Here is a 25,887-nt window from a genome sequence, read left to right on the forward strand (position 1 = left end):
GTTCCCGCGATGGGCTTTACTTCGCGGCGGTGGTCTGGGCTGCGGCGGGCGCCAGCGCCTGCAGGAGCAGCTTGGCGTTGGCCTGCAGGTCGGCAACGGGATCGGCCCCGTCGGTGGCCAGCACGACGGCCTTGGCGCCGCCGGCTTCGATGGCCTGGCGCAGTTCCGGCGTGGGCTCGCGGTGCAGCAGCGCGGCGGCCGCGCCGTTGTCCTTGAGAGTGGCGGTCAGCGCCGCCAGCGTCTCAGGTGTCCAGTCCTTGTCGTCGCGCGCGTTCGTGTCGATCAAATCCAGATTGAACTCGGCAATCAGGTAGGGCAGGCGCTCGGATAGGCTGACGACGGCCACGTTCTCAGCCTGAGCCAATCCGGCCTGGCTGCTGGCGTTCAATTCGACCAGCGTGCGCTTGATCTGCGCCAGGTTCTCGGCGATGCGCTTGTCGTCGGACGGGGACAGGCGCCCCAGATCGGCGGCGACGATGTCGGCCATGCGTCCCAGGTTGACGATGCTGAGCCACGGGTAGGCGGCAAACTGTCCGCCGGGGCGCGTGTCGCTTTGCAGGGCAATGCCGTTCAGCGCACCATCGAGCGGGCGGGCGGCGTCGATTTCGACGATGCGGATGTTGGTGCGCCGCGCGTTGGCGTAGAGCGGATCGTCGGGCCAGATGGAGCGCAGGCCGACCGCGGCGTCCGCCGATGCGGCGGCCTTTTGCAGCGCAGCGCCGCCGCGCCCGCTGAAATACGACGTGAGGCGGGTGGCGGGCAGGTTGGCGGGCGCGGCGCGCTCCACACGGATGGTGCTGCCTTTGGCCAGGCTGTCGGTCAGCGCAAACACGACGGGATGCGCGGCCAGCACGGTGACGCTGCCCGTGGCGGCGGCCGTGGCTTCAGGCTGCGCGGCGCGCGCGGCGCGGCCGGATTTGGCCGCTTCCTGGGCCTGCGCCGTGACGGCGGCGCCCAGCGCGGATGCCAATGCCACGGCCAGGGCGGCGCGGCGCAGGGTGACTGACTTCAAACTCATGCTGCATTTCCTTTCAGGCCGGGGACCAGGCCGCGTGCCAGGGCCGAGATCGCAAACAAAACACCCGCGACCAGAATGATGGCCGCGCCGGATGGGATCGGCAGTTCCAGCTCGATCGGCAACATGATGCCGGCCAGTGTGCTGAACAGCGCGAACAGCACCGACATCGTGAAAAAGCCCTTGAGCGACTGCGCCAGCATCCGCGCCGCAGCCGCCGGAATCACCAGCAGGGCGCCGACCAGAATGGCGCCGATCACCTTGACCGAGGCCACCGTGACCAGCGTCACCAGGATCACGAACAGGTAGTCCATGGCCTTGACAGGCACGCCGCGCACGGCGGCCAGCTGCGGATTGAAGCTCGCCAGCATCAGCCGGTTGTAGTTGGGCAGGGCCAGCGCCAGCGCCAGGATCGCCACGCACGTCAGAACCGACAGGTCGTTGCTGTTGACGGTAAGCACCGAGCCGAACAGCACGTTTTCCAGGATGTGGATGTTGATGCGGCCTGACAGCACGAGCAACAGGCTTGCGCCCAGCGCCAGCGACACCGACAGGAACACGCCAATCAGCGTGTCGGGCGTGAGGCGCGTGCGATTGCTGAGGAAATTGAGCAGGATGCCGAAGATGAGGCAATAGCTGAACAGGCTGCCATACGGCCCGGTGTAGGGCTCGCCCAGCAGGATGCCGATTGCGACGCCGGTCAGCGCGGCATGGCCAACGGCTTCCGAGAAGAACGCAAAGCGCTTGACCACGACCAGCGTGCCCAGGCCGCCCAACACCGGTCCGATGATCAGGCCCGCAAGCAGGGCGTTGATGACGAAGCCGAAGGCCAGCGATTCCGGCAACACGCCGGATTCCGCCGCGCTCTGAATGAGCTGGCGCAGGTTGTCGAAAAAGGCGTTCATGCGGCGCGCTCCTGCGGCTGATTGCCAACGCGCGGCCGGGTTGAAAAGAGCGCAAGCAGGCGGTCGGGCGTCAGCACCTGCGCGGGCGGGCCGTCGCAAAGCACCTGGCGGTTCAGGCCGGTGACGCGATCGGCCAGGCGGCCAACGGCCTCGAGGTCGTGTTCGATCCACAGCACGGTCACGCGCTGCGCGCGCCAACTGTCCAGCAGTTCTTCAAACACGCGCACGCCGGCTTCGTCCAGCGCCGACATGGGTTCGTCCAGCACCACCATCGACGGGCTGGGCACCAGGCCCTGGGCCAGCAGCACGCGCTGGCGCTCGCCGCCCGACAGCGCGCCCATGCGGCGGTTGCGCTTGTCCTGCATGCCAACGCGTTCCAGCGCGTCGCCGATTTCTTTCGATTTCGCGCGCGACAGGCCAAGGAACGCAGGTTTGCGCTGGCACATCGCGGCCATGAAATCGTTGACGGTCATGGGCAGGCCACGATCGAACTCAAGGGCCTGGGGGATGTAGCCGATGACGCCCGCCCGGTCGCCCGGCCACGCCACGCTGAGCTTGCCGCGATGCGGCATCTGGCCCAGCAGCGTCTTGACCAGCGAACTCTTGCCGCCGCCGTTGGGGCCGACCAGCGCATGCACGCTGCCTGCCGCAACGGTAAAGGCGACGTCGCTGAGGATGTCGGTACGGCCGAGCGTCAGGGAGATGTGGTCGAAGGTCAGCGTGGGACCCATTGCGCCGCCCGGGTGAGCTGTCACGGGGCCGGTCACGCGCCGGCCTCTTCGATGGCGCGCACCACGGTGGCCAGGTTCTGCTTCATTTCTTTTTCGAACTGCTCGGGGCTGTATTCGCCATACGAGATGTGCGACAGCGCATACAGCTTCACGCCGGTCTCGCGCTGGATCGTCTCGACATACGCGGACGGGAAGTTAAGCTCGGAGAAGATCACCTTGACGTCCGCCGCGCGCAATTGCTCGATGGTGCCCTTGAGCTGCGCGGGGCTGGGCTCGATGCCGTGCGCCGGTTCCACGACCGCAGTGACTTCCAGGCCGAACTCTCGCAAGAGGTAGTCGTAGGCGCCATGGATCGTGGCCACGCGCAGGTCCGCGTTGGGCGCTTTTGCAAGCTGGCCAAGGGCGTCGGCGCGCAGCTTGCGCAGACGCTGGCCATAGGCGCGTGCATTGGCGGTGTAGGTCTGCGCGTTGGCCGGGTCGATACGGCCCAGTTCGCGTGCAATGGTGTTGATCTGGGCGATCGAGGCGGTGATCGACAGGAACGTGTGCGGATTCACGACCTTGCCGGAATCGCCGCCGCCGCGTGCGGCCATGCCCACGGCCGCCAGCAGCGGCACCTGCGCGTTCGCTTCGATCACGGGGATCTTCGGCGTTTCGCTGGCGGCGATCATGCGGTCCGCAAAGTCGTCATGGCCGATGCCGTTGAGCACCACGACATCCAGGGTGCCGATGCGCTTGATGTCTTCGGCACGCGGCTCGTAGGCGTGCGGATTGAAGCCCACCGGAATCAGCGGCACGACCTCGGCCTTGTCGCCCACGATGTTGGCGACGTAGCTGTAATAGGGATGCAGCGTCACGCCGATCTTCAGGCGCTTGGCCTCTTCGGCGTGGGCGGGCGCGGCGAAGGCGCCGGCCAGCAGCGCCAGCGCGGCGATCGGCGCGGCGCAGCGGCGCAGGAGCTGTGAGAAAGACGAAAAGGCAGACATAAATCCGTAGGCTCGTGTCGGAAGACGAAGGGGGAGGGGCCCGGTCAGGGCTTGTTCTGGCGGGTCACGCCGGCGTCGAACTGAGCGACGACCTGGCGCCAGCCCGCGGCGGCCAGCGCGGCGTCGTCGGTGGCAGCGGGCACGCGGGCCGCGGCATCGCGGGCCAGCCAGACATCGGCTTGGGCGTCCGCGCCATGGTCATGACCATGGCCGTCCTTGGCGTGGCCGTCTTCGGTGCGCAGCAGGAATGATCCGGCCAGCGCAACGTCGGCCGTCTGGCCCACGTATAGCGCCTTACCGCTCTGGCGTTGGAGCCGCCAGGCGTGTCCACCGCGCACGGCGGTGCTGTTGTCCGCCACAAACGGCGGCAGCCCCTGCGCGGCCAGTTCTTCAACCGAAGGCAGCGGCTCGCCGGCCTGCAGCGCGAAGCCGATTTCCTCGTAGGCGACGCGCAGGTCGGCGTAAATGCCTTGTTCGGCGGGCGTCAGGTCGCGCCGCGCATCGATCTGGGTGGCGGCGAGCGGCGCGCTTTCGGGCGGCGCTTCACGCAGGCCGATGTAACCTGCGGCGGCCGCGACGATGACCAGGCAGGCGCCCAGCACCGCCAGCGTCTCGTGTCCGGCGCCCGCGGGTCGGATGACTTGTGTATGCATGCTGCGAAGGGCCGGGGCTTACTGGATGTCGACGTGGTCGATTTCAACGACGTGGCCGGGGCCCGCGTCGAACAGCACGTAGAACTCGCCGTTGGGCCGCTTGAACGACATCTTGGAATCGGCATCCAGCTTGCCCGGCACGATGATCTGTTCATCGTACGAGATCACGTCCATGGTGACGCCGGCGGCGCCGCTGCCGTCGGAGAATCCGCCGGTGCACTGGATCTGTTCCTTGCCATCGGCCTTGCATTCGGCCATGGGGTTGTGCGCCAGGGCGGTGGCGCTGGCGCTCAGCAGCGCGCCCAGCAGGGCAGCGCGAAGGCCGTTAGCGAAAATTGCATTCATCGGGATGCTCCTTGTTTCTTCAGCCACTCGACGGTGGCGGGGGAGGCCATGGCAAGCGGCCAGGCCGCCTGGTGCACCGAACCGTCCCAGCCTTCCGCGGTGACCCAGAGCTCGGCGTCCGGGGCGGTGCGCGGCGGGATCGGCACGGTGGCAAAGGCCCGGTGCGGGCTGCCAAAGAAAATCGAACCTGCGGCACGCAGGCTGCGCGGTTTGCCCACGCGCACGTAGACCGCGCGGATCTGATCCTTGCAGCCTTCGCACTGGGCCATGGTGAAGGTCTTGACCATGCCGGCGGGGTCGGACTGGGGCGGCTCGACCTTCCACTCGGCAAACTTCAACTTCCAGGGACCCACGTCCAGCTCGCCCGCGGGGCGCTGGCCCAGCCCCATCAGCCCGCGCGACAGCGCCAGGTTGTCGAAATACTTCGGGACGTAAATGATGGGCAGGATGAGCAGCAGCGCGCTCAGGTGGAAGCGCCAGCGGCGCCAGAAACTGGGTTTGGCCGCGGCGGCGTCCAGGGTGGCGGTCTTGCTCATTCGGTCACCTCGCGAGCGGCGGTACGGTCTGCGCGGGCAGGGCGCAGGGCTTTGGCAGTGGCTTGCGCGGTGCGCTTGGTCCAGATCAGGAGGCCGCTGAGCGACATCATGGTCAGCAGGAGGCCAAACAGGAACCACACCAGCTTCAGCCAGAAGCCGCCGAAGTCGCCGGTATGCAGCGGCCGCATGGATTCGGTGAAGAACTCCAGGCCGTTGCGGTCGGAGAGGCGGCGCACTTCCTCGACCGCGCCGTTGTACGGATTGATCTTGGCGTACTGGAACATCAGCGGGTACGCGCCGCGGCCCGAGATGGTGATCGGGTCATACGCGTTGCCGGGGAAGAAGACGTGCTGCGTTTCCAGGCCGGGCAGTTCGCGCTCGGCAATGGCAACGATCTCGTCGAGCGGCAGGCGTTTGACGGTTTCGCCGGCGGCGACGGTGGGCACCTGATCGCGGGCTACGACAGCCGGCACGCCCTGGGTCGAAATGGTGGTCGCCGTATCGGACAGGATCGCCTGCGCCAGGAACCAGATCGCGCTGACCGAAATCAGCAGGATGAACCAAACCGACCACAGACCCGACAGGCGGTGGAAGTCGCCCCAGAAAATGCGAGCGCCCTGGCCGACGCGCAGACGCGGCTTCTGGAAATAGGCGCGCCAGAACCGCTTGTAGACCACCAGTCCGGTGATCAGCGACAGCAGCATCGGAATCGACAACAGCGAGACCAGATACCAGCCCCAGCTATAGCCATTGTTGAACGGGATCAGCAGCCAGCCGTGCAGCGCGCGCATGAATTGGCGCAGGTCGAAGTTCAAGGCCGGACCTTGCACGTGGCCGGTGTACGGGTTGACGTAGATCGAGGTGAAGCGTGCGCCCGGATAACCCACGGCGGCCGTCAGGGCAAACTGCGATTCCTCAGGCCAGGACAGGCGCTGAACCGACGCTTCGGGTTCCTGTTTGGCGATGGAGTCCATCAGGGCCTGGTAGCCCATGCGGGGCGTATCGGCATCGGGCGCCTGGGCGCGAACGGCGGGGTTGATGAGCCAGACGATTTCCTGGCTGATGACGGCGATGGTCCCGGTCGCACAGATGAAGAAAAGGAAAATCCAGATTGGCAAGGCCAGCCAACTGTGGACGAGAAACCATAATTTGGAGCGCGATGGCTTGGCCATTCAAAAGCTATCCGGTAGACAGAAGAGGGTTGCCTGGTCCCCATTTAAGGGAGGCGTCAGGCGGAATTCTAGCAATAATAGTTCTCAATTGTCTTAGTCGCCCCTTTGCTCCGGCGCGCCGCGCCGGCGCAAAGCATCCGGAATTGACGGCCCGATGTTTAAAATGCCGGCTTGGCGACGGAATCGGCCGTCGCCCGGAAATCCCGCATGCCCGCCCGATCGTCCTGTCCGTCCTCCCGTCCAGTCTGCGCCGCCACCCTCGTGCGGCTGTTGCTGCTGCTTCTGCTGGTGGTGCGGGCGTTCGTGCCGGTCGGATACATGCCGGACGCGCAGGCGCTGAAGCAGGGACGCCTGGAACTGGGCTTCTGTGCCGCGGGCGGCGGGGTGTTTCCCGGCATGTCGGGCAGGGCCGATGCGCACACTGCCCACACCGATTCCTCTCATGACCACCATGAGCACCACGATTCTTCCCAGCACGTGGGCGCCGGCCAGGAATGTCCGTTCGGGCTGAGCGCACACCCGGCGTTGCTCGTGCCGCCCACCGTCGCGCTGGTTCCTGCCTTGCTCGGCTGGTGGGTGCAGGCGCCCCGACTGACCGACAGTCCGCGGCCGCCCATGCCGGCCGCCGGGCCGCCGCTGGGACAGCGCGCTCCGCCTCGAATCACCGGATGACATCCGTCGCCGTGCGCGCCAAGCGCACGATTGCCGCCTGCTGCAGGCGGCGTCCGTTGTTTTCGAGATCATCATGTCCACCGAGACCCTGGTTAGTCCGGCCGCCTCCACGCGGCCGAGGGCGGCAAGCGGCAGCGCGTTGCTCGCGCTGATCACCCGGCTGCATTTCTATATAGGCCTGTTCGTCGGCCCCTTCATCCTGGTCGCGGCCGTGACCGGCACGCTGTTCGTGCTGACCCCGCAACTGGAAAACCTCATCTACGCCGAGCAGTTGCGCACCACTTCCACGGGCGCGGCGCAACCCCTCGCGGCGCAGGTCCAGGCAGCGCAAAGCCAAGTCGGACCGGGTCCGCGCCTGTTCGCCGTCCGGCCCGCGCCCGGCCCCGGCGAAACCACGCGCGTGATGTTTACGCAGCCCGGCATGGGCGATTCCGAAGCCCGCGCGCTATTTGTGGACCCCGTCACGCTGAAGATCCAGGGCGACATGGTCGTCTACGGCACCAGCGGCACGCTGCCTTTCCGGACCAAGCTGGACTACCTGCACCGCAACCTGATGCTGGGTGACCTGGGCCGCAACTACAGCGAACTGGCGGCGTCGTGGCTCTGGATTGCGACGCTGGGCGGTCTGGTGCTGTGGTTTGCCCGGCGCGGGCGCGACAAGACGTTGGAAGCCCGCAGCCCGCGCCTGCGCGCCCGGCGCTGGCATGGACTGCTGGGGTTGTGGATCGGCATCGGCCTGGTGTTCTTCTCGGCCACCGGGCTGACCTGGTCCAACTGGGCCGGTGCGCGCGTGGACCAATTGCGCGCGCAGTTGGGGTGGATCACGCCGGCGGTGTCGTTGAAACTGCCCGACGCCGGGATGCCCGCCATGGCAGCCATGCCCGAGGGCGGCGAGCATGCCCATCATCATGGCGACCAGCATGACCACGCCGCCATGTCGCCGGCGCCGGACACCGTGCCGGCGGGCTTTGACCGGGTGTTGCAGGCCGCGCGCCAGGGCGGCATCGACAGCAGCCTGCTTGAAATCCGGCCGCCGCGCGGCGCTGGCCAGGCGTGGTTGGTGCGCGAGGTGGACCGCTCCTGGCCCACCCAGGTCGACACCATCGCCGTGGATCCGACCACCTATGCCATCACCAGCCGTGCCGACTTCGACACCTTTCCGCTCATCGCCAAGCTGATCCGCTGGGGCGTGGACATGCACATGGGCATCCTGTTCGGCTGGCCCAATCAACTCCTGATGGCCGCCATTGGCATCGCCCTGACGACGATGATCGTGCTGGGCTACCGGATGTGGTGGCTGCGCCGTCCGGCCGCGGGCGCGACAGGGCAGACGCTGACTCACGCCTGGCGCGAGCTGTCCTGGCCCGGACGGATCGGCGTGGCGGCCATCGCGCTGGCGCTGGGATGGAGCCTGCCGGTGATGGGCGTGAGCCTGGCCGTATTCCTGGTCATTGATGTGTTGCGCTGGGTAGCCGCCAGACGCGCTTGATATGCGTCAACGGGCAGTGCAGATGGGCGCGGGCAGACCGGATTCGGGGCCGGAACCGCGCTACCATCTGCGGCGTCAAGGGGATTTGATGTACACAAGCGCCACTGCTGCCAGACGATGGGTTTCGCTGTTCGCGGCGGCCCTGTTCGTCTTTCAGGCGCTGATTGCCTCTGCGGCACTCGCCGCACCAAGTCCCGCCGGTATGTCGGGCGCCGCCGGCGCCACCACCATCATCTGCACGGCCAGCGGGCCGCGCGTTGTCACCATCGGCATCGAAGGCGCCACGCAAGGCGCCGAGCAGCACAGCGGCGCCATGCCGCATTGCTGCGTCGCCGGCTGCGCCATGTTGGGCGGCGCCACGCTGCCCGGACTGTGGCTGCTTGCCTGGCTGCTGCCTACGCTGGCGCAGCCTGCTACGGCGCCGGCCGCCGACGTTTCTTACTTCTCCAGTGCGCACGCCCGGCTGCAGCAGCAGCCGCGCGCGCCGCCACCCGTCGCCTGACGGCACCTCTCTCAGCATCACCGGTTTGCATCGCGGCGCCCACGGTTGACGGCCGCGCCGCCGGTTAGCGCCTGCTCATATCGCCGCTTTTGGCACGGATCCGTTTGAGGGCCCGGGCGCCGAGGCGCGCCCATGCATGGCCCGTCCGCGCGGGGGCGACGCCCCGATTGCAGATTCCGACTCAGATTCCAAGTTGATCCAGATTCCCTATGCGTAAGCAACCGCAATTCGTCCGCATGACCTGCCTGGCCGCCGCCGTGGCCGCCACATTTTCCGCCGCCGCGCAGCCCATCCAGGACGGCGTAACCACGCTCGATCCCGTTGTCATCATGGGCGTGGCGCCCAGCGCGCCGCTGACCTTCACGACCGATCCGAAGCTCCCGCGCCAGCCGCTGCCAGCCAGTGACGGCACCGACTACCTGAAGACCATTCCCGGCTTTTCGGCCATCCGGAACGGCGGCACCAACGGCGACCCGGTGCTGCGCGGCATGTTCGGTTCCCGCCTGAACATTTTGACCAACGGCACCTCCATGCCCGGCGCCTGCCCGTCGCGGATGGACGCGCCCAGTTCCTATATTTCGCCCGAGAACTTCGACCAGCTCATCGTCATCAAGGGACCGCAGACAGTGCTGTGGGGGCCGGGCGCGTCCGCCGGCACCGTCCGCTTCGACCGCGACACACCCCAGTTCACCGAGCCGGGCGTGCGTTTTGACGGCAGCCTGACCGGCGGCTCGTTCGGGCGCAACGACCAGACGGCGGACCTGACCATCGGCAACGAAAAGGTCTACACCCGGATCACCGCCAACCACTCGCATTCGCAGGACTACAAGGACGGCGACGGCAACACCGTGCCGTCGCGCTGGGACAAATGGAACGCGGATGTCACGCTGGGCTTCACGCCCGATGCGGACACGCTATATGAACTGACCGCCGGCACGGGCGACGGCGAGGCGCGATATGCCGGGCGCGGCATGGACGGCTCGCAATTCAAGCGGGAAAGTTTTGGACTGCGCTTTGAAAAACGTAACCTCGGGCCCGTCCTGAGTCAGGTCGAGGCACAGCTCTATTACAACTACGCGGACCACGTCATGGACAACTACACGCTGCGCGCGCCGGACCCGTCCAGCGCCATGGCGATGGCGATGGCCTCGGACGTGGACCGCGCAACCTGGGGCGGACGTGTCGCCAGCACCTGGAATCTGTCGCAAGACACCAGCCTGGAGGCAGGGATGGACTTCCAGCAAAGCCGCCACCGCGCCCGCAGCGGCTCGGACACCATGTCCTATCGCAGCCAGCCGTGGGTCAAGGACGCCGATTTTTCCAATACGGGTGTCTTTGGCGAATTGACCTGGCGCGCCGCACCGGACAGCCGCGTGATTGGCGGCGCCCGCGTCGACTGGGCGTCCGTCAAGGATTTCCGGCAGACCACCGGCGGCATGATGATGGTCATGCCCAACCCCACGGCGGGCGAACGGCGCAACGACACGCTCCCCAGCGGCTTCCTGCGCTATGAAAAGGATCTGGAATCGCTGCCCGCCACGCTCTATATCGGGCTGGGTCATGTGGAGCGGTTCCCAGACTACTGGGAACTGTTCTCGCCCAAGCGCGGTCCGGCCGGCTCGGTCAACGCCTTCCAGGGCGTCAAGCCGGAAAAGACGACCCAGCTTGATTTTGGCGCCCAGTACAAGACGGAAACGCTGGATGCGTGGTTCTCGGGGTATGCGGGGTACGTGGACGATTTCATTCTGTTCAATTACACGTCCGGCGGGATGATGGGGGCCACCTCGCAGGCGACGAACGTGGATGCCCGGATTTTTGGCGGGGAGTTTGGCGCGTCCTATGCCGTGACGCCGAGCTGGAAGGTGGGCGCCACATTGGCCTACGCCTGGGGCCAGAACCGCAGCGACGGCCGCGCGCTGCCGCAGATTCCGCCGCTGGAGGCCAAGCTCACCGCCGCCTATGACGACGGCACCTGGTCGGCGGGCGCCTTGTGGCGCATCGTCGCCCCGCAAAAACGCTACGCGCTGAACGAAGGCAACGTCGTGGGCAAGGATTTCGGTCCCAGCGCCGGATTTGGCGTGTTTTCCCTTAATGCGGGTTACGTCGTGAACAAGCAGGTTCGGTTGTCGCTGGGCGTGGACAACGTGTTCGACAAGACCTACAGCGAACACCTGAACCTGGCGGGGAATGCCGGATTTGGCTATCCGGCGGGCACGGCGGTGAACGAACCCGGCCGCAGCGTCTGGGCTCGGGTCAGCGTCCGATACTGACCGAAACGGGGTTGGGCACGCTACTTGCTGAAAGGGGGGTGAGGGTCATTCCTTGTCTTATGGAGAAGCATCATGGAAGAGTTCAAGTACACGCCCACCTTGTCCACCCCCCAGCCGATGACAAATGGCGAACGTTGCGCGTTGCGAACGCTTGCTGCGGCGCAGCAACTTTTGCACCCGGATCGTCCGCCGGCCGTCCTGATGTCGACGGTCGAAGCCGAATTGGCCAAATATGTAAAAGATACCTACCGGCCGCGCACGGCTTGGTAAGGCGCCAGGGCGGGGCGCCGCGCACTGACGGCGCCCGTCACGCGATCGGCGCCCGCATCACCAGCGCCGAGATGGTGTGATTTTTCCAGAACATCTGGTGGATACGGGGCAGCAGGGCTTGCAGCTCCGGCTCCGTCACGCCGTCGAACGTGACCAGTACGGCGGGACGATTTCCTTCGCTGGGGACGCGCTTCATGCCGTCCGGCGAAGGAAAGCCGTACTTGACCAGGAACGCCCGGACATCTTCGTCGCTGGTGGTGTCTTCCACCTGATTGATGAGCAGCGCTGCCATGGCGCAACCTCCAGAGGTCAGAATTTTTCGGGCACATACCGGAACGGATGTTCCGGCTGCGTGTAGCCCTTGGGCTTCTGTCGTTTGGGCAGGGTGATTTTTTCCCTGGCGCTGACGGTGTAGGGAATGTGTTCCAGCAGGTGGGTAATGATGTTCAGCCGGATTCGCTTCTTGTCGTCGGATCGTCCGACGTACCAGGGCGAGATCGACGTATCCGACGCCCGGAACATCTCGTCCCGGGCACGCGAGTAGTCGTACCAGCGGCTGTACGAATCCAGGTCCATCTTCGTCAGCTTCCAGGTCTTGCGCGCATCGTTGATGCGCGACTGAAGGCGGCGTGTCTGTTCCGCCTCGGTGACTTCCAGCCAGTATTTGAAGAGCAGGATGCCGGAGTCGATCATCACGCGTTCCACCAGCGGCACGGCTTTCAGAAAGGCGTCGACCTGCGCCTGGCTGCAAAACCCCATCACGCGCTCAACGCCAGCCCGGTTGTACCAGCTGCGGTCGAAGATCACGACTTCGCCCGCCGCGGGCAGGTGTGGCAGGTAGCGCTGCATGTACATCTGGGATTTTTCGCGCTCGGTGGGGGCGGGCAAGGCCACGACGCGAAAGACGCGGGGGCTGACACGCTCGGTCAGCGCCTTGATCGTGCCGCCTTTGCCGGCGCCGTCGCGCCCTTCGAACACGATGCAGACCTTGGCGCCCGTATCGACGACCCATTGCTGCAGCTTGACCAGCTCGACGTGAAGTTGGGCCAGTTCCCTTTCGTACTGCTTATTGGAAAGCTTGCCCGCCTCGGCGGTCTCGGGATTGTCCTTCTGCTTTTTCTTGTCGCCCATCGTCGCGCTCCGGAAGTCTTCCTGCCACGAATGAACGGCGCACGCGGGCGCCACATTTGATCTGAATATATTGCCGATTCAAGGCGGTTTGGGAGCGCGTTACCAATGGAATTATGGTGCCGCAGTCCGCCGCGCCATTGGGTGGTGGTCACCCGACGAAGGCTTCGGGAACGTTATTTGCTGTCGGGGTCCCCGGCCACGTTTCCGCTGGCCGCAGCGAACCTGAGGTGACGAAAATGGAACCAGATCATTCCGTTGGGCAGACATCTTCCCAGGACAACGCCGTAGAGGCGACCTCGACGCCCGACGATCTGCCGGTGCGGCCTGGGGCAGGCTCGCCGAGTACGGGCGGCGCGCCGTCGGTCAAGCCGTCGGATGCCAGCGAGAACACGCAGGGCAACGAAGTCAGCAACGAGGACATGGAGCCATCGGACGCCTCCGAATCCAATCCCGATCCCGCCGACTCGCAACGCACGTCCTGAACACCAAGAGACCCCGAGGAGATCCGATCATGATCGTAAAGACTGCAATGCTGGGCGTGGTTGCGATGCTGGGCGCCGCTGGCGCCGTGTCCACCGGCTGGGCGCAGGGTGCGCCGCAGTCCGTGACCGAAGTGCGAGTCGATGTCGCCAAGGTCGAGGCCGGCTACCGCGCCTCGAAGATCATCGGAGCGACCGTCTACAACGGCAAGAAGGAAAAGATCGGCACCGTGGATGATCTGATCCTCGGCCCGCCCGATTGGGCGCCGTATGCGGTGTTGTCGGTGGGCGGGCTGCTTGGCGTCGGCAATCATCTTGTGACGGTTCCGCTGTCGAAGATGCAGGTCGCCGGCGACCAGTTCCAGCTGCCGGACGCTACGAAGGACACGCTCAAGGCGCTGCCCGAATTCAAGTACGCCAAGTAAACCGGCGCGGGGCAGCACGCTCCGCACCCCATGCCTGATCCACGCCCGCAGGAGGCCACATGCAGATCGAACCCGTCGACGAACCCCGCCGTTACGAATCGCCCTCGCGTTCTTCATTGGTTGCGCAGATCAAGGACATCGACGCCCGCAGGCCGGATTTTCCAGGCGAACACATCATCGTGTTTGGCGTGGGCGTGCTGCTGATGTTGTCCGGCATGCGCAGCCGCACGCTGTTGCGGCGCACCCTGGTCACCGCCGCCGGGACCGCCTTGATCGGCCGGGCGGCAAGCGGGACGGGCGGTATTGCCCGCGTCGCCCGCATCGTCAAGCGCCTGGGCTGATCACGCGCAGGAGACCGTCATGGCAGCAAGAACGATATGGAAAGGAGCGATTTCCTTCGGGCTGGTCCACATTCCCGTGGGCCTGCACACGGCCACGACGGAGTCCGGCGTGGACTTCGACTGGCTGGACAAGCGCTCGATGGACCCGGTTGGTTACAAGCGCATCAACAAGCGCACCGGCAAGGAAATCGACAAGGACAACATCGTGAAGGGCGTGGCGTACGAGGACGGCAAATACGTCATCGTGTCGCCCGAGGAGATAGCCGAGGCCTATCCTCGCACCACGCAGACCATCGAGATCCAGCAGTTCGTGGACGCCGGGGGCGTGTCGTTTGTTTATCTGGAGCGACCCTACTACGTCGCGCCCATCAACAAGGGCCACAAGGTGTACGCCTTGCTCCGGGACACGCTGGTCAAGACAGGAAAGATCGGCATCGCCAAGGTCGTGATCCAGACCAAGCAGCACCTGGCGGCGCTGATTCCGTCAGGCGACGCGCTGGTGCTGAACTTGATGCGCTGGGGCGACGAGGTGAAGTCGGTGGAAGGGCTGGATCTGCCCAAGGCCGGCGCCAAGAACATGACGCCCAGCGCCAGCGAGATGAAGATGGCGAAGATGCTGGTCGACGACATGTCCGGCGAATGGGATCCCGAACAGTACAAGGACGAGTTCAAGGCCGCCGTGATGGAGCTGGTGGAGCAGAAGGCGCGCGCCGGCGAGACCGAAACCGTCATCGAGCCGCAGGAAGCGTCGCCCGCGTATGCGGACAACGTCATTGACCTGACCGAGCTGCTGCAGCGCAGCCTGAAGGGGGGCAAGGGCGGGTCCAAGGCGGCCAAGTCCGACGAAGGCGATGACAAAAAGGCAGCCAAGGTGCCGGCCAAGAAGACGGCGGCCAAGTCGGCCAAGAGCGCAAGCAAGACGGCCAGCAAGTCGGCGAGCAAGGCGACGGGTAAAACCGCCAGCAAGTCGAGTGACAAGAACACCGGCAAGACAACGAGCAAAACGCGCAAGGCGGCCTGACCATGGCTGACACGCTGAAGAAGTACCGCGAAAAGCGCAACTTCGAGATCACGTCGGAACCCGCCGAGGGTGGCGAGGCCAACGAGGATGCCCGCGCCTTCGTCATCCAGAAGCACTGGGCCAGCCGGCTGCACTACGACTTCCGTCTGGAACTGGACGGGGCCATGAAGAGCTGGGCGGTGCCCAAGGGGCCTTGCTACGACCCGGCGGTCAAGCGCATGGCGGTCCAGGTCGAGGATCACCCCATTGCCTACAACCAGTTCGAGGGGCAGATTCCCGAAGGGCAGTACGGCGCCGGCAAGGTCATCATCTGGGACGAAGGCAAGTGGATGCCGGTGGGCGATCCGCGCAAGGGCTATCGCGACGGCCACCTGAAGTTCGACTTGCAGGGCGTGAAGATGCAGGGCCGCTGGGCGCTGATCCGGCTGAAGGGCAAAGAGTCGGAGAAGCAGCCGCCCTGGCTGCTTATCAAGGACCGAGACGATTTCGCGCGGCCCGAGCGGGAATTCAGTGTGGTGGACGAAATGCCGGATAGCGTGGTGCCACTGCGCAAATCTGCGAAGGCCAAGCCGGCAGGCAAGGGCGGCGAGGCGACAGCCAAGCCGAATTCCGCAGCCAAGACGTCGCCTCCCGCAGCGAAATCCCGCGCCAAATCCAAAGCTCCCGCGGAGGCGGCGGCTGACGACCAATCCCAGGATCAGGACGACAACACCGCCGACGATCAGTCCGCGTTGCCCGGTGTAGCCGCCGACTTGCCCGCGCAACTGAAACCCCAGCTCGCCACGCTGGTGGACGGCGTGCCTCAGCATGCGCCGGACTGGCTGTACGAGATGAAATTCGACGGCTACCGGCTCGTCGTCCGGATCGAAGGCGACGATGTCCGGCTGTTTACGCGCAACGGCCACGACTGGAGCGCCAAAATGCCGCATCTGGTCGAAGCCATGCGCGCATTGCCCGCCAAATGGGCGTGGATCGACGGCGAAATCGTGATGCTGGACCGCGAAGGCATTCCGAACTTCCAGTCGCTGCAAAACGCCTTCGACAACGATCGGACACAGGACATCGTGTTCTACGCCTTCGATCTGCCGTTCATCGGGATGCGGGACCTGCGCCAGGAACCGCTGGGTGTGCGTCGGGCCCTGTTGCAGCAACTGATGGACGCTGCCGAAGACGACCAACTGCGATTCAGCGAGGCCCTTGAGGCCGCGCCGTCAGATCTGGTGGCAACCGCGTGCAGGATGGGGCTTGAGGGCATCATGGCCAAGCGCCTGTCGTCCCCGTACGTGTCCCGGCGCAGCGACACCTGGGTCAAGGTCAAGTGCGCCCGGCGTCAGGAGTTTGCGATCGTCGGCTACACGGCGCCCAAGGGCAGCCGGGCCGGGCTGGGCGCGCTGCTGCTCGCGGTCACCGAGCAGGATGGCAGCCTGCGCTATGCCGGCAAGGTTGGCACGGGGTTCGACGACGCAAGTCTGGTGTCCCTGCAGAAGCGTCTGGCGGCCATCGAGACGGACAAGAAGCCGGTCACGAATGCGCCCGCGGCGGGTGGCGTTCGCTGGGTCAAACCCGAACTGATCGCCGAAGTGTCGTTCGGCGAATGGACGAGCGGCGGCCACATCCGTCATTCCGTATTCCGGGGCCTGCGGCAGGACAAGCCGGTGAAGGCGATTTCCCGGGAGAAGGCGGTGCCGGTCGAGGACGTAGACGGCGACAAGGGCAACAGGAAATCCGCTTCGAAGGCGGTGCCTGCTGCCAGATCCGCAGCCAGATCTGCCACGGCATCTGCCGGCACATCAAAGGCATCTTCAAAAGCATCTTCAAAGGCGCCCACACCCGACTCCGATGTCAAAGCCGCGCCCGGCGGCAAAACCAGCCGCGCCAAGGGCGGCAAGCTCACCAATCCGGACCGGGTCATCGAACCGTCCACCAAGCTCACCAAGCTGGATCTCGCGCGCTATTACGGCCTGATCGCGCCGCTGATGCTGGAGCATCTGAAGGGCCGGCCCGTGTCATTCCTGCGCGCGCCCGCCGGCATCCAGGGCGAATTCTTCTTCCAGAAGCATCTGGAAGCCGCGATGCCCGGCGTCAAACCGTTGCCCGCCAAGCTCGATCCGGATCATCCGCCGCTGCTCGAAGTCCCGACCGCAGAGGCCATCATGTCCGCCGTGCAGATGAACGTCGTCGAATTTCACACCTGGAACGCCGTCAAGACGTCCATCGACAAACCGGATCGCATGATGTTCGACCTGGACCCGGGCGAGGGCGTGCCATGGCCGACCATGCAACAGGCCGCCAATCTGGTGCGCGTGCTGCTGCAGGAGATCGGCCTTCAGGCCTGGCTGAAGACCAGCGGCGGCAAAGGGCTGCACGTGGTTGTGCCGCTACGCAAGCAGTACGACTGGGACACGGTAAAGCGGTTTTCCCAGGCGATCGTGCAGCACCTGGCCCGGACGCTGCCGCAACTCTTCGTCGCCAAGAGCGGCCCGAAGAACCGCGTCGGCAAGATCTTTGCGGATTACCTGCGCAACGGGTTCGGGGCGACGACGGTATGCGCGTGGTCCGCGCGGGCGCGGCCCGGTCTGGGCATTTCGGTGCCGGTGACGTGGGACGAGCTGGACAAGCTCACCAGCGGCGCGCACTGGACCATTCAGGATGTGCATTCCCGGCTGGATGCGGGCAACACGCCTTGGGACGACTACGCGCCGCAGTCGCTGACGGCCGCCATGTCGGCGATGGAGTTCGAACCATGATCAGAACGCGTCCACTGCCGTCCTGCTGGCCAGCCGCCATTGCAATTGGTTGCACTCCGCGCCGGGCGCGTTGGCACAATGCCCGGAGCAGGTTTTCCCTTGCGCAGCATGGATCTCCGAAGGAGCCTCCCTATGCCACCCCGCGTCGCCGCCTCAAGCGTGATGGACCACCCGGACGGGTATGGAATCGTCAGCCGCGTCCTGCATTGGCTCATGGCCGTGCTGCTGGCGTGGCAGTTCACCAGCGCGGCGTCGCGGCAGTTTCTGCCGGACACCCCGATCGAGGATTTCTTCTGGGCCTCGCATACCTCGCTTGGCCTGTTGCTGCTGATCCTGGTGCTTGTACGCGGCGCCTGGGCCATCGCCAACTGGGGCAAGCGGCCGGACAGCGGCCTGCTGGCGGGCTTCGGGCATCTTGTCCTGTACCTGATGATGATCGCCATTCCCACGCTGGCGCTGTTGCGCGCCTACGGGCGGGGCAGGGGATATTCTGCCTTCGGCATCCAGATCTTCAGCCCCCGCGACCAGGAGATCGAAGCCCTGGTCGAACTTGGCAACGCCTGGCATGGGCTGTTGGGCTGGACGTTGCTGGCGCTGGCCGCGGGCCACATCACGATGGCCTTCGTGCACCGCAGGGCGGATGGACGGCGGGTCTTGACTCACATGACCAAGGGATGACGGCCGGCGCGGCGGCGGTCACAGGAGGGAATCATGCAGCGCGATGAGCTCTTGGCACTGATGATCTCAGTTTCCGCACCCGCACCCCGTCTGGACGAGTGGGACCGGGTGCTCTCCATCTACGCGGGATACCTGGAAGGCGTCGCGCCCAAGCTGTCTGAAAAGGAATTGGGCAACTTCATCGGCGCCGGCGCCATGTTCTACCGCACGCTGTGCCAGGCGGATTCCTATCGGCAGGAATCCGTCTGGGGGCGCCGCAAGAAGGAGGTTTAGTCCCCAAGGAGGGTTAGTCCCCGGATGCAAATATTTACATGGGCATGGGGCTTGCTGTCCTGCCGGCACGAAACCATTGATTCGTGCCAGGAAATGGCCAGCGAGAAGGACAGAACATGCTACGCAGACGGGTAAGACAGCCAATCCGCCGACATTCCATCACCCCAGCAGCGGCCTTTGCCGACGATTCGCCTTTGGCGGACGACGCAGCCGAAGCACCACGGCCCGCCATCTGGGCGATCGGCGACGTGCATGGCTGTTGTCAGTCGCTGGACGCACTGCTGGCCAGTCCGGAGATCGCGGGCGACCCCAACTGCAGATTCTGGTTCGTCGGCGACCTCGTCAATCGGGGGCCCGAAAACGCGGAGACGCTGCGCCGGGTCATGTCCCTGGGCGACCGCGCCACGGTGGTGCTTGGCAATCATGATCTGCGCGCCCTGGGGGTCGCAGCGGGATGTGTGCGGCCGGACGCCCGCGACACCCTCAACGATCTGTTCGACGCGCCGGATGCAGATGTCCTGCTCGACTGGCTGCGCGCGCTGCCCCTGATCCATGTGCAGGATCGTCACGTCCTGGTGCACGCGGGGCTGTATCCCGGTTGGGACGTGCTGCAAGCCATGGCGCACGCCGGGGAGGTCGAGGCCATGCTTCGGGACAATGACTGGCGCCGTCACCTGCGAACCCTCTTGGGAGCAGCGCCGCTCGCCTGGAACGCCAGGCTGGAAACGCAACTGCGTCTGCGCTTCATCGTCAGCGCGTTCACCCGCATGCGCCTATGCACCCGCAATGGGGCGTTGGCGCCCGGCGCCAAGTCCACGCCGGGGCGCTGGCCCCGCGAGACCCTGCCTTGGTACAACCTGCCGCGACGCGCGGGCGCCGACAAGACCATCGTGTTCGGCCACTGGGCGACGCTGGGCCTGCTGGTGCGGTCGGACGCCGTGTGCCTGGACACGGGCTGTGTGACGGGCGGCCCGCTGACGGCCTATTGTCTTTCCGACCGAAAACTGGTACAGGTGGCGCGCGAGGCGCTCGCCCAGGTTGCCTGACCGCAGCCGGTCACGCGAACAGACGGTAAGCCACGCCCAAGCTGAAGAGCAGCGCCGTGCCGATGGCGTAGAACGCCAGCGACAGCCAGGCGCTCAGCGGCACGCGCGCCGGCGCGTCAGCGTCTGCGGGCAGGGCCGATTGCGGCGCCGTCAGCACTGCTTCATTGGCGGCTTTGGGGCTGAAGCCCGGGCGGGCCACGGCATCCGCGGTGCGGGCAACGGGCGCAATGCCCAGGGAGACAAGGCGGGTGCCGGCGGGAGTCGGCGTCAGAACGGGTTCCGGTGAGCTCATGGGAAGCCTCCGCAGTGGGGTTGGGTAACGAAAGGCGAAACCCCTACAGCAAGCTGCGTGCCCAACTCTTGCCCGTCAGCCGGACGGTCCGATCACGGCCCACTTCCCGTCTCCCGCCCAAAACACTTACGATACGGCAGGCGCCGGGTGTTTATCGCCGCGCTTGCCCGAATCGACTGACACGTGACGGCCGCATTTCAACCACGGAGCATTCATGAACGGTTACCCAGATACTCTTCTCCTGATCGACAACGAATGGCGCGAGGCCCGCGGCGGCGCGCGCATCGACGTCGTCAATCCCGCCACCGGCCAGAAGATCGGCCAGGTGGCCAGCGCCTCCCGCGAGGACCTGGACGCTGCGCTGGCGGCAGCGCAACGCGGCTTCGAGACGTGGCGCGACACCTCCGCCCACGAGCGTTGCGCGGTCATGCGCAAGGCCGCGGTCCTGCTGCGCGAGCGCGCGGACGACGTGGCACGCCTGCTGACGCAGGAACAGGGCAAGCCGCTCGCCGAAGCGCGTGGCGAAGTGCTGGCCGGTGCGGACATCATCGACTGGTTCGCCAACGAAGCGCTGCGCGTCTACGGCCGCATCGTGCCGTCGCGTAATCCCGCCGCCCAGCAATTGGTCATCAAGGAACCGGTCGGCCCCGTCGCCGCGTTTACGCCGTGGAACTTCCCGGTCAACCAGATCGTCCGCAAGCTGGGCGCCGCGCTTGCCACGGGCTGCTCCTTCCTGGTGAAGGCGCCTGAGGAAACCCCGGCCTCGCCGGCCGCGCTGCTCAACTGCTTTGTCGACGCCGGCATCCCGAAGGGCGTTCTGGGCCTGGTGTTTGGCTCGCCGGCCGAGATTTCCAGCTACCTGATCCCGCATCCGATCATCCGCAAGGTCACCTTCACGGGTTCCACGCCGGTCGGCAAGGAGCTGGCCGCATTGGCCGGCCGCCACATGAAGCGCGTCACGATGGAGCTGGGCGGTCACGCCCCGGTGATCGTGGCGGAAGACGCCGATGTCGAACTGGCGGTCAAGGCGTCGGGCGGCGCCAAGTTCCGCAATGCCGGTCAGGTCTGCATCTCGCCGACCCGCTTCCTGGTGCACAAGAACGTCAAGGCCGCCTTCGAGCAGGCCTTCGTGGCCCATGCCGAAAAGCTCAAGCTGGGCGATGGCCTGACCGAAGGCACGACGCTCGGCCCGCTGGCCAACGACCGCCGTCTGGCCGCCATGGACAAGATCGTCAAGAACGCGGCCGAGAAGGGCGCGCGCGTGGCCACCGGTGGTCAGCGCGTGGGCAGCGCAGGCAATTTCTTTGCGCCGACCATCCTGACCGACGTGCCGCTCGAGGCCGATATTTTCAACGAAGAGCCGTTTGGTCCCATCGCGGCCATCCGCAGCTTCGAGAACCTGGACGAAGCCATCCGCGAAGCCAACCGCCTGCCGTTCGGCCTGGCCGCCTATGGTTTCACGCGCTCGATCAAGACGGTGCACGAGCTGTCGCGCCGCCTTGAAGTGGGCATGCTCTGGGTCAACCAGCCCGCAACGCCTTCGGCTGAACTGCCGTTCGGCGGCGTGAAGGATTCCGGCTACGGTTCCGAAGGCGGTCCCGAGGCGCTCGAGGCGTACCTGGTCACCAAGGCCGTCTCGGTCGTGGGCGTCTAAGCCCGCGTCAGACCTCGCCTGACTAGAAACAGGCCGTATCCGGAACACAACCGGTTACGGCCTTTTCATTTGTGCCGTTGATTCGGGTTTTGAGCTGGATTTCTTGTCGGCGGCCATCCTTTAGATGTCTTTCGTCTGGGCGATTGGCGCGGTCGCTCGCATGCCGCAGAATCGGCGCTGCACCATCCGGCGCCTCGCGCGTTGCGATCTTTCGATCCTTTCGCCGTTCTTCATTTGACAGGGTCGCTTACGCACCGTTGCCGGTCGCGCCCGCCGCCCGCAGGTAAGGTCTCCCTGACCATGTCGCCCCGGAGATAGACGTTTCGATGTTTTCCATGTCGCCCCTCAAGACCCTTGCCCGGCACAAGTCCCACGCTGGCCCGGCCATGAACTGGCTGAAGGAACGCAAGCAGTTCGTCAAGGCGCTGCTGTCCAACCCGGCGGCGGTCGGGGCAGTGGCCCCTTCGAGCGCGGCGCTGGCCGCCGCCATCACGGAATCGATTCAGCCCCGAGCCGGTAAGGTCCTCGAACTGGGCTGCGGAACCGGCGTCTTCACCCGGGAGATGCTGCGCAAGGGGATTGCGCCGTCCAGCCTGGTCCTGGTGGAGCAGGACTCCGAAATGAGTTCCAGCCTGCGCAGCCAGTTCCCGGAGGCAGCCGTCCTGCAGGTGCCGGCGCAGGAGCTGTCCCGGGACAGCCATCCGGAGCTTCACGGCATCAGCGCGGCCATCTGCGGTCTGCCCCTACGGAACATGAGCGGCGCGCATCACCATAAGCTGCTGACCGCCGTGTTCGAGGCGATGCCGCCGGGCGGGTCCATGCACTTTTTCACCTATGGCGTGAAGTGTCCGATCTCGGCACGGGTGCTTGAGGATTGCGGCCTGTACGCGCGGCGGGTGCGCTTTGTTCCGATGAACCTGCCGCCGGCCTCGGTATACAGCCTGAGCCGGTTGCCCTGAGGGCAGGGCGGGCGCGCCGCGATCGAGGATCGGTTTGCGCGCCCGACGGGCCGTTTTCGGGCGGGGTCCGCTATGCCAGGAAGGTCAGCATGCCGTTGCTCAGGTCGTACATCGACCCGACGATCTTGATCTTTCCTTCCTTTTCCAGCCCGGCAAGAATCGGGCTGTTCTTGCGGATGGCCTCGACGGTGTGTAGCACATTCGTCCGCGCCACGGCGTCCACGAACTGGCCATTTTTGCCGTTTCGTTCTCCGGTGTACTTCGTCGCCTCGACCGCCGGTTTGATGACGTCCAGCAGGGCGGTCAGATGGCCTAGCTGAACGTTGTCGATCGCCCCGGCCACTGCGCCGCATGCCGTGTGCCCCATCACCAGAATCACCTTGGCGCCCGCCGCCGCGCAGGCGAACTCCATGCTGCCCAGCAGGTCGTTGTTGGAGATGTTGCCGGCGATGCGCCCGTTGAAGGTTTCGCCGATTCCCGTGTCCAGGATGATCTCGGCGGGGGCGCGCGAGTCGATGCAGCTCAGGATCACCGCCGCAGGAAACTGGCCAATGGCGCTGGAACGCTTCTGCGCAAGATAGTCGTGCTTCTGAGGCTTGCCCGCCCGAAAGCGCGCATTGCCCCGTTTCATCATGTCAATCACCTGGTCCGGCGTCATCGCGTCACGCTGCGCCTGCGTCAGTGATGCGGCTGGCGCGTCGCCGGGCGCAAACGCCAGGCCAGCCATCGCCGCCGCGCCAACGCTGGCCTTCAACCAGCCGCGCCGTCCCAGGTCCAGAGGGTGCCCAGCCATGCAACAATCCTTGATCGCTTCCATGAGGTGTCCCCTATAAGCAGCCCACAACGATAGACCGCGGGACGCGGCTATTCGATGATGGGCCGGCCACACATGCCGTTTTTGCGGCGAGAGACATTCTGTTCCTGTTTGCGGCGGCGAACAATGACGGCTGCACGCGGCCCTGTTTTTCTTGTTTTCGCGCCGGATGAGTGGCATAGTTTTTCGCACGACGGGCCCCAGGGTGGCTTCGGGGCGGTTCGACAACGAATACGAAAGGTGCCTCATGCGTTACCTGTACATCGTATTGATCGTGTTGCTCACGGCAATGGTTTTGTCGTTCAAGATCCAGAACTTCGAATCCGTCACGCTGACGCTCTGGACCTCCACCTTCACTTTGCCGGCGTCGGTTCTCGTCATCGGCGTCTACATCCTGGGCATGCTCACAGGCGGCTTTCTGCTCAGCCTGCTGCGTTCCGCCTTCCGAGGGGCAACCGGCCGTCCCGCCGGGCCCACCCCCTGACGATTCCCCAAGCGCCACCCGGCTTGCCGCCATGCGCCCGCAGTCAGGGCGCGAACGCGTACTTAGGAGCAATCCCGATGAAAAGGCTATTCCTTGTCCTGACCACGTGCGTGCTGGCCGGCTGCGCCGGCACGGTCGCAACGAAGAACGACCTGGCAAAGTACGGCACGCCACCCAGCGACGACGACCTGTACCAGTACATGTCGTCGCTGCGCGACACCATGCCGCCGACCCGGTATGTCAGTTATCGCGACAAGGGGTACGCGGAATCTGTGAAAAAGACCACGGTCATAGCGGAGGATGGCAAACCGGTGTCCGCCTGGCAGTACGACTTTGAAGTCGCCGGCTACGACCAGCCTGGCCCCGAGCAGCCGCAGTGGACCGCGCGGCGCGTCGTGTTCTTCAATGGCCGCGCGATAGGCGGTTTCGATGCGAACGGGAAGTTCATGCGCACGAGCGCCCAGCCGCCAGCAGCGGCCGCGCCCGCACCCACGCCGGCGCAGCCGCGCTAGGCCTCGGCATACCCCATTGCGCCGTTCCGGAGAACCCACCATGCAAAAGCCTCAGCAGGCCGCCCCGCGTCGTCCCCTGACCCTTATCGCCGCATCCGGCGTTCTTGGCCTGGCAACCGTCCTTGCCGGTTGCGCCAACCCGTCCGCGTCGTCCCGCGTCTACACCTTCGACCAGGCGCAACGCGCCCAGACCGTCACCCTTGGCTACGTCATCGGCGTGCGGCCCGTCACCATCCAGGCCGCCCAGACCTCGGGCCTGGGCGTCATCGCCGGCGGCGCGCTGGGCGCCGTGACGGGCAGCGCCGTGGGCGGCGGTTCGGGGCGCCGTATCACCACCGTCGGCGGCGCGGTTGGCGGCGCCATGGCAGGCAACGCCATCGAAAACGCCAGCGCTCGCCGGGCAGGGCTGGAAATCACCGTGCGCCTGGATTCGGGCGACGTGCGCGTCATCACGCAGGAGGCAGACGTGCCGATTTCGACCGGCCAACGCGTTCAGATCGTGACGCAGGGCGGCGTGAGCCGCGTGGGCGGGATTTGACGTCGATGTAGTGCCATTCAAACCGTGATTGCCGCTGGATGCGGAGATTAGGCGGCTTATTCTCCGCAAATTTTGCGGAGAATAAATCGCTCGAAGCTCACCACCACCCAATGGGCCGCCATCGCCAACTGTTCGCCCGATACGGCACTGCGCGACATCACCGATCTCCTGAATCGGAACATGCTCCGCAAAGCGGCCGCGGGCGGACGCAGCACGAGCTACGAATTACCGGAATGACGTCCCGCCGCCAGGCTTAAGATTCGCTTCATCCTGTCGCGTATAGTCAGCGCATGCGTATCCTACTGGCCGAAGACGATGTATCCCTGGGCGAGTCGATCGAATCGTGGCTGGAGCTGGACGGCTACGTCGTCGACCGCGTCACGCGCGGCGATCTTGCCGAGACCGCGCTTGCCACGCACGACTATCATTGCGTCCTGATCGACCGCGGGCTGCCCGGCATGACGGGTGACGACCTGCTTCGGCGATTGCGGGCGCGGCGCGACAACGTGCCGGCCATCATGATCACCGCGCGCGACGCGGTGCCCGACCGCATCGAAGGCCTGGATCTGGGTGCGGACGACTATCTGGTCAAACCGTTCGATCTGGAGGAGCTGTCCGCCCGCATCCGCGCCGCCTTGCGCCGCCGCGACGGCAACGCCACGCCGGCGCTGGAACACGGCGGTGTCTCGCTCGACGTGGCCGGCAAGCAGGTCCGTTACCACGGCGCGCAGGTGGAGCTGACGGCGCGGGAGTTCGCCATCCTGCACGCGCTCATCCGCCATCCCGGCCACATCGTGTCCCGCGCGCAACTCGAAGAAGCCCTGTACGGCTGGGGCGACGAAGTCGAAAGCAACACGATCGAAGTGCACATCTACAACCTGCGGCGCAAGCTGGCGGCCGACCTTATCAAGACGGTGCGGCGCCAGGGTTATCGCCTGGCCGACTGA

31 protein-coding genes are annotated in these 25,887 nt (G+C 65.7%); 19 read left to right on the plus strand and 12 right to left on the minus strand.

Annotation, left to right across the window (positions count from 1 at the left end):
- Nucleotides 1-16: 16 nt before the first annotated feature.
- The 8 genes from AC6CIE_RS05690 to AC6CIE_RS05725 are packed head-to-tail and all read right to left on the minus strand — an operon-like array spanning nt 17 to nt 6,343.
- Complete coding sequence (locus AC6CIE_RS05690; protein ID WP_175121473.1) at nt 17-1,018, minus strand: metal ABC transporter solute-binding protein, Zn/Mn family; 1,002 nt, start codon at nt 1,016-1,018, stop codon at nt 17-19.
- Nucleotides 1,015-1,920 (minus strand): metal ABC transporter permease, encoded by a 906-nt coding sequence (locus AC6CIE_RS05695; protein WP_175121474.1) that lies wholly within the window; start codon nt 1,918-1,920, stop codon nt 1,015-1,017. Before AC6CIE_RS05695 ends, AC6CIE_RS05690 begins: the two co-directional genes overlap by 4 nt.
- A complete protein-coding gene (locus AC6CIE_RS05700) occupies nt 1,917-2,687 on the minus strand; it encodes a metal ABC transporter ATP-binding protein (RefSeq protein ID WP_239213696.1) in 771 nt (256 codons plus the stop codon). The genes AC6CIE_RS05695 and AC6CIE_RS05700 overlap by 4 nt, the downstream gene beginning before the upstream one ends.
- Complete coding sequence (locus tag AC6CIE_RS05705) at nt 2,684-3,637, minus strand: metal ABC transporter substrate-binding protein (protein WP_175121475.1); 954 nt, start codon at nt 3,635-3,637, stop codon at nt 2,684-2,686. The genes AC6CIE_RS05700 and AC6CIE_RS05705 overlap by 4 nt, the downstream gene beginning before the upstream one ends.
- Before the next feature lie 44 nt (nt 3,638-3,681).
- Nucleotides 3,682-4,290, minus strand: a complete 609-nt coding sequence (locus tag AC6CIE_RS05710; RefSeq protein WP_175121476.1) for a DUF6162 family protein — start codon at nt 4,288-4,290, stop codon at nt 3,682-3,684.
- Between the two features lie 18 nt (nt 4,291-4,308).
- Nucleotides 4,309-4,635 carry a hypothetical protein gene (locus AC6CIE_RS05715; protein WP_175121477.1) on the minus strand — a complete coding sequence of 109 codons (327 nt, stop codon included), beginning with the start codon at nt 4,633-4,635 and terminating at the stop codon, nt 4,309-4,311.
- Complete coding sequence (locus AC6CIE_RS05720) at nt 4,632-5,171, minus strand: PA2404 family protein (protein WP_175121478.1); 540 nt, start codon at nt 5,169-5,171, stop codon at nt 4,632-4,634. Before AC6CIE_RS05720 ends, AC6CIE_RS05715 begins: the two co-directional genes overlap by 4 nt.
- On the minus strand, nt 5,168-6,343 hold the full coding sequence (locus tag AC6CIE_RS05725) for a PepSY-associated TM helix domain-containing protein (RefSeq protein ID WP_175121479.1): 1,176 nt from the start codon (nt 6,341-6,343) through the stop codon (nt 5,168-5,170). Before AC6CIE_RS05725 ends, AC6CIE_RS05720 begins: the two co-directional genes overlap by 4 nt.
- 207 nt (nt 6,344-6,550) lie before the next feature.
- On the opposite strand from AC6CIE_RS05725, the gene AC6CIE_RS05730 reads away from it, so the two are divergent.
- The 5 genes from AC6CIE_RS05730 to AC6CIE_RS05750 all read left to right on the plus strand — a co-directional run bounded on the left by AC6CIE_RS05730 (nt 6,551) and on the right by AC6CIE_RS05750 (nt 11,546).
- Entirely contained in the window at nt 6,551-7,015 is a 465-nt protein-coding gene (locus AC6CIE_RS05730) for a DUF2946 family protein (RefSeq protein ID WP_175121480.1), read from the plus strand.
- 73 nt (nt 7,016-7,088) lie between these two features.
- A complete protein-coding gene (locus tag AC6CIE_RS05735; RefSeq protein ID WP_175121481.1) occupies nt 7,089-8,504 on the plus strand; it encodes a PepSY-associated TM helix domain-containing protein in 1,416 nt (471 codons plus the stop codon).
- Nucleotides 8,505-8,592: 88 nt separating this feature from the next.
- Nucleotides 8,593-9,006 carry a DUF2946 family protein gene (locus AC6CIE_RS05740; RefSeq protein ID WP_175121482.1) on the plus strand — a complete coding sequence of 138 codons (414 nt, stop codon included), beginning with the start codon at nt 8,593-8,595 and terminating at the stop codon, nt 9,004-9,006.
- Nucleotides 9,007-9,215: 209 nt separating this feature from the next.
- On the plus strand, nt 9,216-11,276 hold the full coding sequence (locus tag AC6CIE_RS05745; protein WP_175121483.1) for a TonB-dependent copper receptor: 2,061 nt from the start codon (nt 9,216-9,218) through the stop codon (nt 11,274-11,276).
- 72 nt (nt 11,277-11,348) lie between these two features.
- Entirely contained in the window at nt 11,349-11,546 is a 198-nt protein-coding gene (locus tag AC6CIE_RS05750) for a hypothetical protein (protein WP_175121484.1), read from the plus strand.
- A 37-nt stretch (nt 11,547-11,583) separates the two neighbouring features.
- Here the strand turns inward: AC6CIE_RS05750 and AC6CIE_RS05755 are convergent, their stop codons facing one another.
- Both AC6CIE_RS05755 and ppk2 read right to left on the minus strand, forming a co-directional pair.
- Nucleotides 11,584-11,838 (minus strand): RNA-binding protein, encoded by a 255-nt coding sequence (locus AC6CIE_RS05755; protein WP_175121485.1) that lies wholly within the window; start codon nt 11,836-11,838, stop codon nt 11,584-11,586.
- Between the two features lie 17 nt (nt 11,839-11,855).
- Complete coding sequence (gene ppk2, locus AC6CIE_RS05760; protein WP_175121486.1) at nt 11,856-12,677, minus strand: polyphosphate kinase 2; 822 nt, start codon at nt 12,675-12,677, stop codon at nt 11,856-11,858.
- Nucleotides 12,678-12,913: 236 nt separating this feature from the next.
- Between ppk2 and AC6CIE_RS05765 the strand changes: the two genes are divergently transcribed.
- The 8 genes from AC6CIE_RS05765 (at nt 12,914) to AC6CIE_RS05800 (ending at nt 19,687) form a co-directional block, all read left to right on the plus strand.
- Entirely contained in the window at nt 12,914-13,159 is a 246-nt protein-coding gene (locus AC6CIE_RS05765; RefSeq protein WP_175121487.1) for a hypothetical protein, read from the plus strand.
- 29 nt (nt 13,160-13,188) lie between these two features.
- A complete protein-coding gene (locus tag AC6CIE_RS05770; protein ID WP_175121488.1) occupies nt 13,189-13,581 on the plus strand; it encodes a PRC-barrel domain-containing protein in 393 nt (130 codons plus the stop codon).
- Between the two features lie 59 nt (nt 13,582-13,640).
- Nucleotides 13,641-13,922 (plus strand): hypothetical protein, encoded by a 282-nt coding sequence (locus tag AC6CIE_RS05775; RefSeq protein WP_239213693.1) that lies wholly within the window; start codon nt 13,641-13,643, stop codon nt 13,920-13,922.
- Between the two features lie 19 nt (nt 13,923-13,941).
- Nucleotides 13,942-14,943, plus strand: a complete 1,002-nt coding sequence (gene ku, locus AC6CIE_RS05780; RefSeq protein ID WP_175121489.1) for a non-homologous end joining protein Ku — start codon at nt 13,942-13,944, stop codon at nt 14,941-14,943.
- A gap of 2 nt (nt 14,944-14,945) precedes the next feature.
- Complete coding sequence (ligD, locus tag AC6CIE_RS05785) at nt 14,946-17,690, plus strand: DNA ligase D (protein WP_498091602.1); 2,745 nt, start codon at nt 14,946-14,948, stop codon at nt 17,688-17,690.
- A gap of 132 nt (nt 17,691-17,822) precedes the next feature.
- Entirely contained in the window at nt 17,823-18,368 is a 546-nt protein-coding gene (locus AC6CIE_RS05790; RefSeq protein ID WP_246282787.1) for a cytochrome b, read from the plus strand.
- Between the two features lie 33 nt (nt 18,369-18,401).
- Nucleotides 18,402-18,641, plus strand: coding sequence for a DNA-3-methyladenine glycosylase (locus AC6CIE_RS05795; RefSeq protein WP_498091604.1), 240 nt, complete (start codon nt 18,402-18,404; stop codon nt 18,639-18,641).
- Nucleotides 18,642-18,835: 194 nt separating this feature from the next.
- Nucleotides 18,836-19,687 (plus strand): symmetrical bis(5'-nucleosyl)-tetraphosphatase, encoded by an 852-nt coding sequence (locus AC6CIE_RS05800; protein WP_498091606.1) that lies wholly within the window; start codon nt 18,836-18,838, stop codon nt 19,685-19,687.
- A gap of 10 nt (nt 19,688-19,697) precedes the next feature.
- Here AC6CIE_RS05800 and AC6CIE_RS05805 read toward each other — a convergent pair whose 3' ends face one another.
- Nucleotides 19,698-19,979 carry a hypothetical protein gene (locus AC6CIE_RS05805; RefSeq protein ID WP_498091608.1) on the minus strand — a complete coding sequence of 94 codons (282 nt, stop codon included), beginning with the start codon at nt 19,977-19,979 and terminating at the stop codon, nt 19,698-19,700.
- A gap of 214 nt (nt 19,980-20,193) precedes the next feature.
- Between AC6CIE_RS05805 and AC6CIE_RS05810 the strand changes: the two genes are divergently transcribed.
- Both AC6CIE_RS05810 and AC6CIE_RS05815 read left to right on the plus strand, forming a co-directional pair.
- Nucleotides 20,194-21,633 (plus strand): NAD-dependent succinate-semialdehyde dehydrogenase, encoded by a 1,440-nt coding sequence (locus AC6CIE_RS05810; protein ID WP_175121493.1) that lies wholly within the window; start codon nt 20,194-20,196, stop codon nt 21,631-21,633.
- A 335-nt stretch (nt 21,634-21,968) separates the two neighbouring features.
- Nucleotides 21,969-22,592, plus strand: coding sequence for a class I SAM-dependent methyltransferase (locus AC6CIE_RS05815; protein ID WP_255595738.1), 624 nt, complete (start codon nt 21,969-21,971; stop codon nt 22,590-22,592).
- Nucleotides 22,593-22,662: 70 nt separating this feature from the next.
- Here the strand turns inward: AC6CIE_RS05815 and AC6CIE_RS05820 are convergent, their stop codons facing one another.
- Nucleotides 22,663-23,385 (minus strand): carbonic anhydrase family protein, encoded by a 723-nt coding sequence (locus AC6CIE_RS05820; protein WP_452000396.1) that lies wholly within the window; start codon nt 23,383-23,385, stop codon nt 22,663-22,665.
- A 268-nt stretch (nt 23,386-23,653) separates the two neighbouring features.
- Between AC6CIE_RS05820 and AC6CIE_RS05825 the strand changes: the two genes are divergently transcribed.
- From AC6CIE_RS05825 to AC6CIE_RS05840, 4 genes are all read left to right on the plus strand, one after another.
- Nucleotides 23,654-23,890, plus strand: coding sequence for a LapA family protein (locus tag AC6CIE_RS05825; protein ID WP_175121496.1), 237 nt, complete (start codon nt 23,654-23,656; stop codon nt 23,888-23,890).
- Nucleotides 23,891-23,967: 77 nt separating this feature from the next.
- Nucleotides 23,968-24,402, plus strand: a complete 435-nt coding sequence (locus tag AC6CIE_RS05830) for a hypothetical protein (protein WP_175121497.1) — start codon at nt 23,968-23,970, stop codon at nt 24,400-24,402.
- A 40-nt stretch (nt 24,403-24,442) separates the two neighbouring features.
- The gene (locus AC6CIE_RS05835) at nt 24,443-24,940 is read left to right on the plus strand and encodes an outer membrane lipoprotein (protein ID WP_498091610.1); all 498 of its coding nucleotides are present in this window, start codon (nt 24,443-24,445) and stop codon (nt 24,938-24,940) included.
- Between the two features lie 290 nt (nt 24,941-25,230).
- A complete protein-coding gene (locus tag AC6CIE_RS05840) occupies nt 25,231-25,887 on the plus strand; it encodes a response regulator transcription factor (protein WP_218343904.1) in 657 nt (218 codons plus the stop codon).

It is taken from the genome of Achromobacter sp. GQ309, from assembly GCF_059759315.1.